Source organism: Streptomyces sp. NBC_01351 (genome assembly GCF_036237315.1).
In the GTDB taxonomy this organism is placed as follows: Bacteria; Actinomycetota; Actinomycetes; order Streptomycetales; family Streptomycetaceae; genus Streptomyces.
In genome coordinates this window covers 1-14,926 of sequence record NZ_CP108357.1, presented here as the reverse complement: position 1 = coordinate 14,926, position 14,926 = coordinate 1, and the positions used below count along the sequence as shown (strand labels likewise).

The following is a 14,926-nucleotide window of genomic DNA, read 5'->3' as shown; positions in this document are numbered from 1 at the left end:
ACGTGCAGTTGAGCTGAGTGACTCCCGGGCTCATGGACTTTGATCATGGCGCCGAGGTGCCCAGTGACTCCCGAAGTCGTCGACAAGCGACTCCCGTGTGTGCCCCCCCGCCTCGGCGGGGGGCAGCTGGGACTGAGCGCGTTAGTTGGCGCCGGCTTTGGCTACGTCGCGTTCTGCGGGTGTGACGCACTGTGTGTCTCCGTCGAAGCTTTCGCGCCATACGTAGCCCTGCTTGCAGGTGTCCGGTCCGTAGGCGCCGCCGGCGGGGTCACGGTGGGGGTTGCCCCCGGCATTGCCGCCGTACTCGGTGGTGTCGTCGTTCCCGCCACTGCCGCCATTGCCGCCATTGCCGCCGATGATGCCGCCGCCGATGAAGTCGCCGTACTCGTCGTCGTAGACGCTGCCGCTGTCCTTTTGGCCGGTGTTGCCGCCGTACTCGGTGGTGTCGTCGTTGGTTCCGGGGATGTCGGTGAGGACGCTTGCGACTGCGGACGGGGCTGTGGGTGCGGTTGCCGCTGAGGCCGGTATGGCGATGGCGCCGGAGATGAAGGCGGCTGAGGCGAAGGCCAGCAGGTAGCGGGAGGTGCGTCGCGTGGGCCGGGTGTGGCGGGGGCGGTGCGTGGTGTGGGACATGAAAGCGTTCCTCGCAGGTGGGGGCTGGTGGGAGGTGCCGTCGTTCGCTACTTCCAGTAGGCGTCATGCTGACGGGCTGGTCATGTCACAGGAAGTCGTGGCTTGACACCTGAGGGAAGGTCCAGTAGGCCTGCCGAGCCCATGCTCGCGGGGGTCATGTGAGGGGGTCCGATCTTGGTCGGCCCATGGAGCGGGGCCTCGTTCGTCTGGTTCGCTGCGGGGAACGGAGCCTGCTGTGGTGTGGTGTGGTGGCCCGGCGGGGGCGTGGCGGGCCTGGACGTGCGGAAGCTCCCGGCGCGTTCCCCGCTCGACGTCGGTGACGCCGTGGGCCGCGCGGCACAGCTCCCTCTTTCGCGGGCGACGGGGCGGCGGGTGCAGGCTCGGGCAACGGGGCCGCCAGCAGCGCGGCGAGGAGCCTTCCTTCCTCGTGTGAGCACTGGCCCTACAGTCCAAACGGCACCGTCCTTCGTTACGCGGACACCGAACATGGGGCGCAGGTACCGGCCTCCCAGAACACGGATCGCCCCGGATCTGCGGGACGCCCGGGGATCACTCCCCGGGGGTGGCACCGGCGTCAGCCGGTGTCTTCTCGTTTCAACGCCCCCTGCCCAGTGTCCTTACGGACACCAGGACTTACAGGGGCTCTACGAGCGTTTAGGGTCTCCGCCCTATCGGAGGCGACCGTCGTGAGCTGCCTGCGCGCCGCGTGCACGATGTTCGCGGTGCTGTTCTCGTGGCGGTGTACGACCGCGCCGCACGAGGGGCAGTGGAACTTGCTGCGTGAAGGGGCGGAGCTTGGGTTTCGCTCCTTGCACTTCGCGCAGGTGCTGGCGACGGGCTCGGCTTTGTCGAGGATGACGAGTTGCGAGCCGTACCAGGCGGTTTTGTATGCGAGCCGGCTGCGCAGGCTGCCCAGCGCGGCGTCCAGGAGATGCCGGTTGAACCGGGCTGTGACCTTCACGTTCTTGCCAGGCTTGTCAGCGCTGCCTTTGGCCGAGGCGGTGAGAGCGGTGAGGCGGAGGTCTTCGATCGCCACATGCGTGAACCGGGTGGCGAGCTTCTTGGAAAGGCCGTGCAGAAACGAGGCGCGTCGCACCTTGATCTGGTGGTGGACGCGGGCAACCCGGGCGGCGGCCTTCTCCCGCCGCTGCGAGCCGCGTTGAGTACGGGACAGCGTGCGCTGCGCTTTCGCCAGCTTGGCCAGGCTGTCGGCGAGCAGACGAGGGTGTGGCACGAGGATGGAGGCGGGGTCGGCCGGGTCGAGGGGGCTGGACAGAGCGGCCAGGTAGCGGGAGCCGAGGTCGATGCCGACGAGCCCGCCGGCGCGCTGGCGGGCGGTCGGACGGCCGATCTGCTCGATGCGTCCGCCGGTTTCGGCGGCCTTCTCGGCCTGGGCGCGGGTCAGATGCCGGACGCGGGTGCCGTCGTCGTCGATGTGCTCCCACAGCACGGGAACGTCCTGCCGCACCTTGGCCAGCACGGAGGCGTACCAGCGGTGGCCGCCGCGAGTGACGGTCACGGACTGGATGACGGCCTGGCCGCGCTCCACCAGCCGTGCCAGACGCTTGCCGGTGTCGTGAATGCGGATGCTGCCAAGGCCCGGCATCACCAGGCGCCGGTAGCCTTCCAGGCGGATGATCGGCCTCTTCACGTCGTGGAAGAGAGAAACGATTCCGCCGTGCGCCCTTTCTTCTTGAACCGGGGGTATCCGTTGCGCCGGCCGGCGCGGCGCCCGGCGAGCGAGTCCTGCCAGTACTTCCAGGCGACCTGGGCGCGGTCGAAGCCGGAGGTGAAGCAGTAGACGTTGACCTCGGCCCACCAGGGGCTGCCGCCCTCTTCCTTGGGCCGGTCCCGGTCCATGCGCCACAGGGCGCTGGTGTCGGTGGCCGTCGGTGTGCGGTATCCGGCACTGAACGCTTCGGCCTTGAGCGCGTTCACCGTGGTGCGGGCTTCGGCCAGGAGCTGGCGTTCACGGCCGGTACCGGCGGCGTCCGCGCGGGCCGCGGCCAGTCGGCGTTCGAGTGCTTCCTGTCCGGCCGGGGGCCGCGTCGCGGGAAGAGGCTGCTTGCCGGTGGCGGTGCTCATGAGGCTCTTGCGGTGGTGGTCCCACACCTTGATGCGATCGGTGAGCTCAGCGCCGTCGGCCTTGATCCGGGCCTTCGCTTCGGCTTCGCTCAGCCCCGCTGCCAGGTAAGCGGTCCGACGCTCGGCCCAAGCCTGATGGGACTGAGTCTTCTTCGCCAGGGCGTAGTTGAAGGCCCACCGGCAGGCCCCGGCATAGCGGGCCAGCTCGGCGCGTTCAGCATCGGAGGGGTCCAGGGCGAACCTGTAGGCACGCAGGATCTCCACTTGAGGCATAATCGTTTCCCCCCGCGTGTCCGCCATCGCTTCGAAGATCCTTTGTAGCGCCAAGCGTCGGCGGCAGCGTCGCCCGTTCACTCCGACGCGGCAGTCCTCCACCTATCTGCCCGAATGGCATGTTTATCGGTCTGGCGTTCCTGGCCGGCACGGCACGGATCAAGCACCCAGCTCTGGTTCCCCCCGGCCCGGCGTGCGCTCGCCAGCGCTGCGGCCTGTTCGTCGTGCTCGCGCAGCATGCGCGTGACGGTCGCAGGGGCCGGGTGCTGGCCGCGCTTCTTGCCGGTGCGGATGACCAGGTGAGAAGCGATCTCGCGGCATCGTGCCAGGTTCGACGCGGATGGGCTTGGTCCGGCTTCTGGTCGTGCTGGTCAGCGGTAGTCTGCCGGTCGAGCTTCTGCCCGCCGGTGGAGACCCGGGTGTAGCCGATCCGGATCTCAGTCGGGTGGAGCGGGAAGACGGCGAGGAGGTTGCCGGGCCGGCTGCGGCCGCCGGGTGAGCGGTGATCGGGGCCGGCTGCGCGCGGCGGTCACAGATGCAGTGCCGTTTCGGCGGTGAATCCATGTCCCCGCCTGGGTGAACCGTGCCCGGGGGCCTGTTGCTGATGGTGTGTGGGCCGGTACAACCGCACCATGATGATCATGATGCGGGCCGTAGGTGCGGCTGCTGCTCTTGCCCTGTCCCTGCCCGCTACGACCGCACAAGCCGCCGAAGAGGTGCGCGCGGTGCCGCAGGTCCTGCCGATCGGGGTTGCGGTGTCCGCGCTCCCGCTCGCGGTCGAGGACCGGACCGGCTACCGACGTACCTCCTTCAAGCACTGGAACACCGGAGACCTGCCTTCCGACGGCTGCAACACCCGGCAGGAGGTTCTGCTGTCCGAGGCGGTGGAATACCCGGCCATCGGTCCGGGCTGCGCGCTGAGCGAGGGTATGTGGGTCTCGTACTACGACGACGTCTCGGTGACCGACGCCTCCCGTCTGGACATCGACCACATGGTTCCGCTCGCCGAGGCCTGGGATTCGGGCGCCAGTTCGTGGACCGCACAAAGGCGCGAGGCGTACGCGAACGATCAGGGCCAGCTGTCCAGCTTGGTGGCGGTGACGGCCCGTTCGAACCGGCAGAAGGCCGATCAGGATCCGGCCCAGTGGCTGCCGCCGTCGGCGGAGGCGCTGTGCCGCTACGGCGCGGAGTGGACCGCGACGAAGCTCCGCTGGGGCCTGGCGGTGGACGAAGCCGAGCGGGACCGGCTGCAGGACATCGCGGCCGGCTGCGGCGGCACGGACGTGGAGTTCACCCCCGCCCCGTAGCGGCAGGACCGCGGGACCGAGGGCCGTCACTCGTCATGGGTGGCGGTCCTTCCTCTCGGTGACGTGGGCGGCGGCCCGTTGTGCGGGGACCGGCGGGCGGTCGGAGCGGACGCGTTGGTTGGTGGTGGGTGGCGGTTGGTGGGACCTGCCCCGAGCCCGGTGCTTGGGGCAGGTCATCTGCGGGGTGGTCAGGCGCTGCTGCTGGTGAGGTGTCGGGTGCGTAGGGCCGAGAGTTCGTTGAGGCGGGCGGTCAGCCTGTTGTGGTCTCCGAAGTGGATGCCGTGTGGGTGCGGGTGTTCATCGCGGTGGTCGTGGTCGTGGGGTTCCTCCTCGTTTCCGGTGTCGGGTTCGGCTGTGGTTTCGCAGCTGGGTTGGGTCGTGGGCTGGGCGGCGGCGGGGAGCCAGAGTGGCCCTGCGTCGCCGGCCGGGGGCGGGGTGTGGGTGGGGTCGGGTGCGGTGAAGCTGGTGGGCTGTGGTGCTCCGGGTGCGGGTGTCCACAGGGCGGGGTTCGGGCGGGTGTCGGGGTGGCCTTGGCGGCCGGGTTCGACCAGGGGGGGTGTGGAGGCGAGGAGCAGGGAGAGGAGCAGGCCGGTGGCCTGGTCGCTGAGGACTTGTGCGATTTCCAGGAGCCGGTGGCGTTGGCTGACGGGCAGGGACAGTGCCACGCAGCCGGCTTGTCCTCCCAGGCCGAGGGGAACGGCGACGCAGACGTACTGCCCGGAGTATTCGAGCAGGTCGAACTGGACGGCATGGGGGCCGTCGTGGTCGATGGACTGGAACAGGGTTGAGGGGTCGGTGATGGTCCGGGGTGTGAGCTTGACGGCTTTGCGCCGGGCGAGGTGATCCATGCGGCTGTCGAAGTCGAGTTGGTGCAGCAGGCTCTTTCCGACGGCGCTGGCGTGCGCGGCGTCGCGGAAGTCGACCCACTCCTCGACCCGGGGGGTGGTGGGGCCGTCTGCGCAGTGGCTGACGGTCACCTCGCCGTCTGAGTAGGTGGCCAGGTAGACCGCGGCGTCGACGGTGTCGCGCAGCCGGCTCAGGGCCCGGTGCAGGATGACCTGCGGCTGGAGAGCTCCAGATCCGGTGGACATCATCTTGAGCAGGGGCCCGGCCACATAGGAGGCGTCGGGCAGGCGCTCGACGAGCCCTTGCCCGCACAGCCAGAACAGGAGCTGTTCCAGCACGCGGTGGGGCAGGCTGGTGCGGGTGCGGATCCGCTCGCTGTCCACCGGCCGTCCGGCGGAGGCGATGACGTCGAGGACGTCCAGGACCCGCATCGCCGACTCCCACCGCTGTGGCCCGAGCGGCTTGTCCATCTGCTGCGAGGCGGCCGCCACCGCCGACGCGCGCAGACTGAGCGGGGAGTACCGCTTCGACGCGGCGCCCGCCCTTGGGCCGGCGGCGGTCCGGGGCAGGGCAAGTGCGGGCGGGTAGCCGGCGAGGAGCTGGGTGACCGCGGGTACAAAGTCCGGGTCCTGCCAGGCCATCATCCGACTCTTCGCCACAGACAGCTGCGCCCGGGCGTGGAGGTCCAGCAGGATCCGCGCATCAGCGTGGCCGAACCGGGCCGCGGCCGCAAGGACGCCGAGCACCTCCTCGCGCACGGCGGCGGCCTGGCCCCGGTCGTAGGCCTCCCGCCACAGGGCCACGGCCAGCCGGAACGCGGCACCGGGGTGGAACTCCATGCAGGCGTTCTTGAGCCAGGTGACGGCGAGGTGTCCGTTGCCGCGGCGCAGCGCCTTGCTGCCCAGCCGGTAGCAGGAGTTCGCGTGTTCGCGCCGCTCCAGCGCGTCCGGCCCGACCAGCAGGCCCCAGTTTCCTTCGGGCCGGTCCCAGTAGTCCTTGTGGGGCTGCGGACCGGTGTTGCGCTCGGTGGCCGCCCGTGGCGCCCGCGACCTCAGGAGCGTCTGTCCGATGTCGTTCCTGATCATGCCAGTCACGCGTCCTCTTCCCCGCGCCGGTGCTTCCTGTGGTGTTCCCATCGGATGAAGGCCTGGAGCTCGTCCGCGCCGCGCAGGTCTTTGGACGCCTTGCTGCTCAGGGAGCGGACCTGGGCGGGCGGGGTCTGCAGGTCCACCGCGATGGTGTTCTCATCGTCGCCCTTAATCTGCGCTTCTGCGACGGTTTTACGCTTTGAAGGCTTCATGTTCGTTATCGCCTCGACCGCGAGACAGAAAGCCGGATCAGGCGGCGTCAGCAGCTCACGCTGATGCACCCCCCGCTCCTCCGCCAAGGGCAGCAGCGCCTCGTCCTCCAGCGGCCGTTCCGGCGACCGCAACGCGTCCACGGCGATGTTCCTGGCGACCTGCTTCATGTAGGGGAGGGCAGGCCGGTCCGGTTCGTTCCTGCCCTCCAGCCACACACGCAGCGTCCTCTCGTGCGCCTCCTGCGCGATCTCCTCCCAGTGGTCACGGATGGAGGGATAGCTGGTCCGCAGCATGGCCATCACCTTCCGCTCGTACTCCTCGGCGTGGTCGGTGAAATGGAGCCGCACGGCCTTCTGGCGCTGACGCTCCTCGTCTTCAGAACCCCTGCTCACCATGGGCCGCCTTCTTCCTGCCCGTCGTGCGCGGACCCGGTGACGGTGTTCCACACCGTCACCCGTCCTCCTTCAGGCAGGTCGTAGCGGATCACCACGGTCTTCGTACGGGCGCACAGCCCGCACCGTGCCGGTGCGCTCACACCGTGCGCGGAAGGCCGGCGCGCGATGCGCCGCCGGGCCATTTCCGCGGCCCAGGGCTGGCAGAACGCGGCGGCCACGGGGACCGAGCCAGCCACGACCGAGAGCAACTCGGTCCAAACCGGGGGTGTCAATTCAGGCTCCAGGTCTTCCTGCTGGGAACGACGCCAACTTGCGTCACGCCACTACTACGGAGCCCCGGCCCTGGAATTGCCCGACGATCGATGATGACTGCAAACGTCTGCGTGTGATCACTGCGTGCACTGCTCCGTTGCCTTCGGGGTCTACGCGACGCCCGAGGCCGGCTCGACGGCGTTCCGCTGGGATGACAAATTCGAACACATGTGCAATGATCGCGAAGGTTTCAAAAATCTGACCCAATGTGAGGTACGGTTTATGAAACCTAGTCAGGGAGGGTGTCTGTGGCAGGCCTTGAAGCCATGCAGCTCGACGCGCGACTCGCACAGCTGGGAGTGAAGAAGCAGATCTTCGTGGACGCTCTGGAGTGGGCGGCCGGACAGGCGCGGATGTGCACTGAGTTCGACGCCCCATCGATGTCGGGGATCACCTTCTGGAGCAGGGCGAACCGCTACCTCGCGGAGCACCTGACGGACCGCAAGTACCTGGCGGAGCACCTCAGCGACTTGTACGAGTCGCCGTTGCCGTGGAAGTACACCCGACGGGACAGCATCCTGCGCGTGGTTCACCCCGCCGGTACCCACGCGATCACTGCGATCAGCGGCTCCGGCGGCATCACGGACCTTGACCGGTCCGTGCGCTCGAAGAACCCCAAGGGGCGCGCCATGGCGGTGATCGTGGAGAACAACGCCAAGTTCGAGCGGCGCACCGGCCAGGGCGTCATCCAGTCCAGGGACGACATCGAGTTTGGTGGCGAGCTGGACGAAATGCCCCTGTGGTTCCTTCTGTACGAGCGCACCGCGGCAGGTCTGGCTGCTGAGCTCTCCCATCCTGTAAAGATGAACGGGTCGTTCGTGAACGAGTGGAGCGAGCGTATTCCGCTGTTTACCCTTCCCGACCCCGGGGTCGATATCGCGCTTCTCGACGCCCCGGACGACGACAACGGCGTACACATTCCGGTGCAGTTCACCGGCTGATCTGGCGAATAACGGGAGTTGAGGAAAGTGTTCACCCCCGAGAGACTTGTACTGGCTCGGAAACGGCGGCGCATGACTCTTGCTGCGCTGGCTCGCGAATCTGGGATCTCCGCCCAGAGCATCACCGCGTTCGAGAATTCCAGGAAAGTCCCATCGGAGGAGACGCTTTCCTCACTCGCCCATAGCCTCGGCTTCCCCCTCGACTTCTTCCGTGCCGAGCCGGCACCCGACGTCGTGGCGGGGGCTGTCAGCTTCCGGGCACCTAGCAAGATGAGCGCGGTCGAGAGGGACAGCGCACTGAGCTGCGGCGCCATCGCAGCCACCCTGAACCAGTGGCTCGAAGCGCACTTCACGCTTCCTCGCCCCGACGTGCCGGCCTACGACGGCATGGACCCCGAGGCCGCGGCCGAACAGGTACGCGCAGACTGGGGCCTGGGGGAAGCGTCAGCGCCCAACATGGTCCACCTCTTGGAGGCCCACGGGGTACGTATCTTCTCCCTGGCTCCTGATTGCCTCGACATCGACGCGTTCTCCACGACCAAGCACGGCGTGCCCTACATACTTCTGAACACCCGCAAGAGCAGTGAGCGTGGCCGGTTCGACGTTGCCCACGAGCTGGGCCACCTCGTCCTGCACAGCGGCCCGGAGAGCCCCTCAGGGCCGACCGCGGAAGCCGCAGCCGATGCCTTCGCATCCGCCTTCCTCATGCCGAAGGCCGGCATCCTCGCCCAGCAGCTCGACCAGCCCAGCCTGGAGCGGATCCTGAGCGCCAAACGCCGATGGGGCGTGTCCGCCATGGCCCTCGCCTACCGGCTGCGCACCCTCGGCCAGCTCTCCGATTGGAAATACCATCAGACAGCCAAGCAGCTTTCACAGATGGGTTATCGCAGAGGAGAGCCCGGATCCAACCTTGCCAGAGAAAGCAGTCAGATCCTCACGAAGGCATTCGAAGCACTCCGAGCGGCACACATGAGCCACTTCGATGTGGCAAGAGCCATGAATATCCACCCCCACGAACTCAATGACTTCGTATTCGGCCTCACGCCCATTGGGTTCAACGGCGGCGAACACAGAACCGCTCCTGTGCGGCCAGCACTGCAACTCGTGAAGTAACTGAATCACCACAATGTCATAGGTAAGTGCTTACTATTGCGCCACTGTCCCGAGGGGGCTTGAATGTTCGGACGGCTGGGCCGGTGGTGGCTGGACACACCCAGAGCAATCCGATGGGTTGTTTACGTGTGTCTCCCGCTGGGCACCCTCGCCATCACTCTGGGGGTCTACGGCGATGGGCACGGATGGTGGGATGACCGGAGCTTCCTGACGAACCTTGCGTCCAGCTTCGCCAGCCTCCTCTTTGGCGTGCCACTCGCCCTTGTCGTGCTATCGCATCTCAGCGCCATGCAAGATGTCGTGATCGAGAGACGATTGGCGCAACGACAGACCCGGCACGTGGCACAAGAGTTCCGCAGCATCTTCCTGAGAATGCTCCCTAGCGCGAACTTGGCAGAACTCCATGAGGCGATTGATCGACTGGATGATGATCTAGGCGAGATGAGGAGACTGATGGTCGAGGCTCCTGGCGACACCACCCAGCTCAGAGACGTTCGCAGCCGGGCAGTCGTCCACTACGCAGATGTCTCCCCGATCGACTACGAAGCCTGGGCGGCCCACATCAAACGGCAATGGACCGTCCTCGACGAGGAGATCCGACCGGCGGTGTTGTCGTCAACGCTGAACTGGCTCAGCGCCCCCGCTGCCCTCCGGATCTCACAAGCGGTCGAGCTGCTCCAGAGCGAGCCCGTCCTGTTCACTGACACCGATACGGTCGAGCGGCACATCCGCGGACGAACCGCCTTGCGCCACAACAACGGCTACCTGGGCAGCCGGGTCGATCAGGCGCGGGAGTGGGTTGGAGCCCTGAGGCGCACTGTCGAGCTCATCGAGGGCGAACTGCCAGTTCTTGCCACGCGCGCACCCTCCAACCAGGGTGGTACGCCAAGCCCACTCTGAGCACGTGCCGGTCCGCTCCTGTTCAGGCTCGGATTTCGTTGAGGAGCATGCGCAGGGTGAGGCTGTGCTTTTCGGGTGGCAGGGCGTCCATCTCGGCGGTGGCGTGGGCGACGCCACCGGCGCGGTCGCCGGACCGGGCGAGCATCAGCCCCCTGTGGAGCTCGAGGTGGGTGGCGAAACGGGGCAGGGTGGCGGGGAGCTCGGCGAGGGCCTGGTCCTGCGCGTCGGTGGCGGCTTTCTCGTCGCACGGCGCAGTGCTGAACGTGCGTGCTGATCATCGGTTCTCCTCCCCCCCTACAGGCGCACGCGGCCTGCCGGGCCACGATCGTGGCCCGGCTTTCACCGGCCTTGGGGTGCGGCGCGTTGTTGCCAGGTGGCTGTGAGGGTGTGGGTCTTGGCCGGGCAGCCGTAGGGCAGCCCCGCCGCGGTTTGGCTTGTCACGGGGTGGCCTTCGCGGGGACGTCGCTGTCCGATGGACGTGGCCGGCGGCTTGCCGGACCGGAACGGGGCGTGTTTGGCCTCTCATGCCTTCTTACGCGCCGCAGGGTGTGGTGTTGTTCTTCAGGGAGTGGGTGGTGTCGTTGAGCTGGTAGGAGCGCAGGTCTGCGATGGTGCCGCCGTCGGATCCGATGCACACGTGCCGGCCGAAGTAGTTGTCTTTTTGGTAGACCCTTGCGGTGCGGCTGCTGTTGTTGATCACCGAGCTGCCCTTGCCGCGGATGTAGTCGGGCAGGTGTCGGACCGAGCCGTCGGTCGCTCGTTTGACGTAGGGCTGTCCCTCGAAGTGGATCTCGGGGTAGATACACACGAATCCGCGCGGGCACTGGATCTGGTCCCGGGCAGCGGTGACGGCCGGACCGGTCGGCGCAGACCGGGCCTGGGCAGGGCTGACACCGGCAAGCGCCGCCGTCAGGACGACGGTCGTGCTGGCGATCGTGAGAATCCTGGGAACGCGCATGTGGGACTCTTTCGGTCGGCTTCTGTGCAGAGCAGCCTGGCGCCGCACGGTTCGGCGCCCAGCCCCCGCCGCGGCTGGAAGCCGCGGGATCCCAGTGTGGTTACCCAAAGCGACAGTTGATTTGCATCCAGCCTCAACCTGGCTGGGTCACAGGGAGCGCACTGGTCGCGACGGTGCGCCGCGAGTGCCACGGAGCCGCGGTCCGATGCGTACGACGGCGCGTGGACCGAGGCGCCCATGCCTCGAAGGTGGTCGCCGAGTGACCGCACAACCGAGAACGGCGGGGCCGACAAGCAGTCCGACCTGGGCATGGCCCGTCGACCTTGCACACTATGACCGTCGCGGCCTGCTCACCGAGTCTGAGGCGAACGCGCTTCTGACGCTCAGCATCGATCAGCTCCGGCGCGACGGTCTGGGCCTCACGGCGAGAACCTCGACCTCGCCGTGAACTCGACCGTCGCGGTCGCGACACGACCAGACCTCAGGGGACATCAACTCACGAACCGCCCTCTGAGACGCCACATACGTCGGACCAAGGGTGCTGCCTATGGCTCGAGCAACTCCGCCTGTAGCTGCGGCGAAAGGGGTGCCGCTCCGACCTCAGCACGCGACTCTGCGTCGAGTGAGGTGCCCGCGAAAATCGTGAGGGAGATCGCGTCGCCGGCATTCAGCGGAACAATCGTGGACACCTCCTGCGTAGGAAATGGGTCTTCGCCGCGCATTTGGTCCAAGGCGACAAACCCGCCGTTTACCTGGATGCCGAGGGAACTGACATTGACTCCAGCCGCGTTGAAGCTCAATGCGACCCGCGCCTTGAGGAGGTAACGTCCGGGAGTTCTGACCACCAGAGTGTCGGACGCATCGTCAAACATCATGTCAGTGTCGTAGAAAGCAGCGTTGAAAGTGAACTGTGTCTGGGTGTTGGGCGCGATGAGCTGGTTGGTGGTGGAGTAGATACTTGCGCCGACATCAACCGTTGTGCCGGCAGGGCCCGTTGCCCCGGTCGGTCCCGCGGGGCCTGTCGCTCCCGTAGCGCCGCTCGGCCCCGCCGGTCCAGCGGGTCCCTCCATGCCTGCGGGCCCGGACGGCCCCGTCGGCCCGGTAGCGCCTGGTTCGCCGCCTCCGGGCCCAGTCGGCCCGGTAGCACCGGGTTCGCCTGGCGTACCAGGCTCGCCCTGCGGCCCGGTGGCACCCGTCGGACCCGTGGCGCCGGCAGGGCCCGTCGGGCCGGTCGCACCTGTGGCGCCACCGCCAGGACCTGTCGGGCCCGTTGCCCCTGTTGGCCCCGGCTCACCCTGTTCGCCCGGCACGCCCTGAGGCCCGGTGGCGCCCGTCGGCCCCGTCGGACCAATTGCGCCGTCCCCGTCCTCGCACCTGTCGTCCCACCCCGGCCTGCAGTCGTCGGGATCCGGGTCTGCCTGGCTCACCGCGGCCGTCGGCTGGTACTGGGCAGTCGCCAGCGCAGGGCTGCTGAAGCCCAGCATCACGAGACACAGCGACGCCATCGCGCCGCCAGCAACCCATCTTCCGCTTCTGGGGAGCGGACCGAGCGCCGTCGACCTATGCCCGTGCTCAGGGCTCATACGTAGCTCCTTGTGGAACCGAAACGAGTGATTCTCCGAAAGGAATTTCCATTCCCTCGGTAGCATCGACCCGCAGATCATCGGACTTGAGAGCCCCTGCAGCAAGATCAACCTACTGGCGTATCAAAGGTCGGTCCGCATGGTAGGAACGCCCCCGCCCTGCCACGGGATGTTGCACGCTACTGAGGCCACGATCACCGCCCCCAGGATCCGCATCTGCCGTACGAGCCGCCGGACAGCTGCTCCGGGTTCCCAAACAGGTACTGAGGCAGATCAGTCATAGTAGGTGACGCTGTACCCGCCCTGCGGGTCGTTGGTGGAGAGCATGAACTCCGCCTTGTTGTTGGCTCCGTCGACATAGGCATCGAGGCCCTTGAAGGTGAGGCATCCGCCCTTGCTGGTGACAGTGGAGATCCGGCGGGAGCCGGTGTCGTCGCGCTCCCACAGGGAGTACTTGTGGTAGGAGGTCCGGCTCGAGACGCACGCCAGGAAGTTGCCGCCGGTCGAGTAGACGTAGCCGGTGAACCACTCGCCCAAGTTGGTATCGCGGTATCTGAACGTGCTGGCACCGACGTAGTCCCACCCGCTGGAGAGTGGTGCGTTAAGCAGGATGACTTCGGACGGGTCGTAGGCGTCGACGGTGATGGTGGAGCTGTCGGGGGTGAGCTCCTCCGCGTGTGCGGTGCCGGTCAGGCCGGCTGCTGCGAGTACTGCGGTGATGGCGGCGGTGGTGCCTATTCGGCGCGTGAAGCTCATGCGTGTTTTCCCTGGTGGTGTGGCCAATGGGGTGTCCGACCCTACCCCATCCACGGGGGTAGTGATCTTGCTAGGGGTTCGGCCCAACTTCTGTGGAGATCAACTGTTTTGGCTCGGGCGGTGGTGTCGTGCAGGAGGATGCCGGCGGAGCTGAGGAGCCCCAGGTGAGGTAGGCCGTGGGTACAACCCCAAGGAGTTGCAGATCCCCGTCGTGGCCCTGTCCCAGCTCAACCGCGGATCCGAGCACCGCACGGCCGCGAAGCGGGCTGCTCCTGGAGGCGGAGCCGGAAGGATCGGGGCTGGGGAAGGGAGCGGACCCGCCCAACGGGCCGCGGGCCCGGACCCCGTGAAACGGGGTCAGTTCAGCCTGCGAAGCAGGCCGTTCGGGGTGAAGCGAAGCGGAACCCCGAACCGTCCGGAGCGCAGCGCAGGACTCCGGCCCGAAGGGCCGGCCTTGAGGGCGCGAAGTGATGATCTGTGTTCGTTTGTCAGTGGTGGTTCGGCGTTGAGGTGTCAGTGGTGTCGTCTGGGGTTGTCCCTGGTCAGTGGTCTCTGAGTCCGGGTTTGCCACTGACAGTGGTTGCCGTCTTTGTACTGACGTTTTTGACGTTCTGCCTGGTCACTTTGGTGACGATCGGTATCACGCCTGGAAGTTTCGTCTCGCCCGTGTCATGATCAATTTCATGACTGTGTTCCGAAAGGCTTATGCCGCGTAGACGGCCCAGCGCACTGCGCGCGCAACGAGTGGTCCCGCGGCAGCTGTACGCAGGCATCAGCGATTGGGGCGGGCGGTTTCCCAAGCGTTGGCGTCTTTCTTCGCAGACTGTTTCCGCGATCTATCGCGAGGAGTACCGGCGCCCGCACGACGGTTGGTGGCCCGGGGCAACCCGAGACGCTCTCGCTGCCTATCGCAGCTTCCTTGCTCTTCCGGGCAGGTACGTGTACCTGCGACTGTCCATCTGCGGTTGTGAGCAGCATGAGTTCCTGGACAACGTTGCGGTGGCCCGGGATCTCCTCGAGGTGGTCGTGCATAGGCTTCCTCCGCGTCCGCGCCGGGAACTGGAGGGGCTGCTGGCACGACTGGATGACGAACTGTGGTGTAGGACCCTCCCAGACCCGTTCGCTTACCGGCAGGCGCATCGCAGGGGTGGCTGGTGGCACTGGCGACTCTATGACGAGACCAGCCACCTGTGACACTCCCCGGGAGCCGCAAGCCAGGAGTCGGCCGAGGCACCCGCGATCTCCTCGCTGCCAGCCGCCCGCGGAGCGGGCTGGTCCTGGAGGCGGAGCCAAAGGACCCGGGTGGGGGAGCGAAGCGGACCCGCCCAACGGGCCGCAAGCCCGGACCCCGTGAAACGGGGTCACCCAAGCCTGCGAAGCAGGCTGTTCGAGGTGGAGCGAAGCGGAACCCCGAGCTGTCCGTAGCGAAGCGAAGGACCCCGGCCCGAAGGGCCGGCCCTGGCTCGGCGAAGCCGAGCCCCGTCAGCGCAGCGAGGCGGTTCTCTCCTGAGCGCGCAGCGCTC

13 protein-coding genes and 1 pseudogene are annotated in these 14,926 nt (G+C 67.3%); 4 read left to right on the top strand and 10 right to left on the bottom strand.

Features of this window, described 5'->3' with window-relative positions:
• Positions 1-141: 141 nt before the first annotated feature.
• The 3 genes from OG625_RS39190 to OG625_RS39180 all read right to left on the bottom strand — a co-directional run bounded on the left by OG625_RS39190 (position 142) and on the right by OG625_RS39180 (position 2,982).
• Positions 142-633, bottom strand: a complete 492-nt coding sequence (locus OG625_RS39190; protein WP_329391384.1) for a hypothetical protein — start codon at positions 631-633, stop codon at positions 142-144.
• Between the two features lie 574 nt (positions 634-1,207).
• Positions 1,208-2,284 (bottom strand): RNA-guided endonuclease InsQ/TnpB family protein, encoded by a 1,077-nt coding sequence (locus OG625_RS39185; RefSeq protein WP_329391382.1) that lies wholly within the window; start codon positions 2,282-2,284, stop codon positions 1,208-1,210.
• Positions 2,281-2,982, bottom strand: coding sequence for a helix-turn-helix domain-containing protein (locus OG625_RS39180; protein WP_329391380.1), 702 nt, complete (start codon positions 2,980-2,982; stop codon positions 2,281-2,283). Before OG625_RS39180 ends, OG625_RS39185 begins: the two co-directional genes overlap by 4 nt.
• A 650-nt stretch (positions 2,983-3,632) precedes the next feature.
• Between OG625_RS39180 and OG625_RS39175 the strand changes: the two genes are divergently transcribed.
• Positions 3,633-4,298: an HNH endonuclease family protein gene (locus OG625_RS39175; RefSeq protein ID WP_329391596.1), complete on the top strand. Its 666-nt coding sequence runs from the start codon at positions 3,633-3,635 to the stop codon at positions 4,296-4,298.
• 188 nt (positions 4,299-4,486) lie between these two features.
• Here OG625_RS39175 and OG625_RS39170 read toward each other — a convergent pair whose 3' ends face one another.
• Genes OG625_RS39170 through OG625_RS39160 form a run of 3 tightly spaced genes read right to left on the bottom strand, consistent with a single transcriptional unit; the run spans position 4,487 to position 7,076 of the window.
• Positions 4,487-6,229 (bottom strand): IclR family transcriptional regulator domain-containing protein, encoded by a 1,743-nt coding sequence (locus OG625_RS39170; RefSeq protein ID WP_329391379.1) that lies wholly within the window; start codon positions 6,227-6,229, stop codon positions 4,487-4,489.
• 5 nt (positions 6,230-6,234) lie between these two features.
• Positions 6,235-6,840 (bottom strand): hypothetical protein, encoded by a 606-nt coding sequence (locus OG625_RS39165; protein ID WP_329391376.1) that lies wholly within the window; start codon positions 6,838-6,840, stop codon positions 6,235-6,237.
• Positions 6,834-7,076 carry a hypothetical protein gene (locus tag OG625_RS39160; RefSeq protein ID WP_329391374.1) on the bottom strand — a complete coding sequence of 81 codons (243 nt, stop codon included), beginning with the start codon at positions 7,074-7,076 and terminating at the stop codon, positions 6,834-6,836. The genes OG625_RS39165 and OG625_RS39160 overlap by 7 nt, the downstream gene beginning before the upstream one ends.
• 324 nt (positions 7,077-7,400) lie before the next feature.
• Between OG625_RS39160 and OG625_RS39155 the strand changes: the two genes are divergently transcribed.
• The 3 genes from OG625_RS39155 (at position 7,401) to OG625_RS39145 (ending at position 10,106) form a co-directional block, all read left to right on the top strand.
• On the top strand, positions 7,401-8,093 hold the full coding sequence (locus OG625_RS39155; RefSeq protein ID WP_329391372.1) for a hypothetical protein: 693 nt from the start codon (positions 7,401-7,403) through the stop codon (positions 8,091-8,093).
• A gap of 27 nt (positions 8,094-8,120) precedes the next feature.
• Positions 8,121-9,206, top strand: coding sequence for a helix-turn-helix domain-containing protein (locus OG625_RS39150; RefSeq protein ID WP_329391369.1), 1,086 nt, complete (start codon positions 8,121-8,123; stop codon positions 9,204-9,206).
• A 63-nt stretch (positions 9,207-9,269) separates the two neighbouring features.
• The gene (locus tag OG625_RS39145) at positions 9,270-10,106 is read left to right on the top strand and encodes a hypothetical protein (RefSeq protein ID WP_329391366.1); all 837 of its coding nucleotides are present in this window, start codon (positions 9,270-9,272) and stop codon (positions 10,104-10,106) included.
• A 22-nt stretch (positions 10,107-10,128) separates the two neighbouring features.
• Here OG625_RS39145 and OG625_RS39140 read toward each other — a convergent pair.
• The 4 genes and pseudogenes from OG625_RS39140 to OG625_RS39125 all read right to left on the bottom strand — a co-directional run.
• Positions 10,129-10,350 (bottom strand): annotated as a pseudogene (locus tag OG625_RS39140) (XRE family transcriptional regulator); the annotation flags it as partial.
• A 288-nt stretch (positions 10,351-10,638) separates the two neighbouring features.
• Positions 10,639-11,064, bottom strand: coding sequence for a peptidase inhibitor family I36 protein (locus OG625_RS39135; protein WP_329391364.1), 426 nt, complete (start codon positions 11,062-11,064; stop codon positions 10,639-10,641).
• Between the two features lie 545 nt (positions 11,065-11,609).
• Positions 11,610-11,939, bottom strand: coding sequence for a hypothetical protein (locus OG625_RS39130; protein ID WP_329391362.1), 330 nt, complete (start codon positions 11,937-11,939; stop codon positions 11,610-11,612).
• A 981-nt stretch (positions 11,940-12,920) separates the two neighbouring features.
• Positions 12,921-13,403 carry a hypothetical protein gene (locus OG625_RS39125; protein WP_329375647.1) on the bottom strand — a complete coding sequence of 161 codons (483 nt, stop codon included), beginning with the start codon at positions 13,401-13,403 and terminating at the stop codon, positions 12,921-12,923.
• Between the last annotated feature and the right edge of the window lie 1,523 nt (positions 13,404-14,926).

What these genes read in the sequence shown, in the direction of transcription:
- OG625_RS39165 (WP_329391376.1), bottom strand. Translation starts at nt 6,840, where the DNA reads ATGGTGAGCAGGGGTTCTGAAGACGAGGAGCGTCAGCGCCAGAAGGCC.
- OG625_RS39170 (WP_329391379.1), bottom strand. Translation starts at nt 6,229, where the DNA reads ATGATCAGGAACGACATCGGACAGACGCTCCTGAGGTCGCGGGCGCCA.
- OG625_RS39130 (WP_329391362.1), bottom strand. Translation starts at nt 11,939, where the DNA reads ATGATGTTTGACGATGCGTCCGACACTCTGGTGGTCAGAACTCCCGGA.
- OG625_RS39135 (WP_329391364.1), bottom strand. Translation starts at nt 11,064, where the DNA reads ATGCGCGTTCCCAGGATTCTCACGATCGCCAGCACGACCGTCGTCCTG.
- OG625_RS39145 (WP_329391366.1), top strand. Translation starts at nt 9,270, where the DNA reads ATGTTCGGACGGCTGGGCCGGTGGTGGCTGGACACACCCAGAGCAATC.
- OG625_RS39125 (WP_329375647.1), bottom strand. Translation starts at nt 13,403, where the DNA reads ATGAGCTTCACGCGCCGAATAGGCACCACCGCCGCCATCACCGCAGTA.
- OG625_RS39175 (WP_329391596.1), top strand. Translation starts at nt 3,633, where the DNA reads ATGATGCGGGCCGTAGGTGCGGCTGCTGCTCTTGCCCTGTCCCTGCCC.
- OG625_RS39190 (WP_329391384.1), bottom strand. Translation starts at nt 633, where the DNA reads ATGTCCCACACCACGCACCGCCCCCGCCACACCCGGCCCACGCGACGC.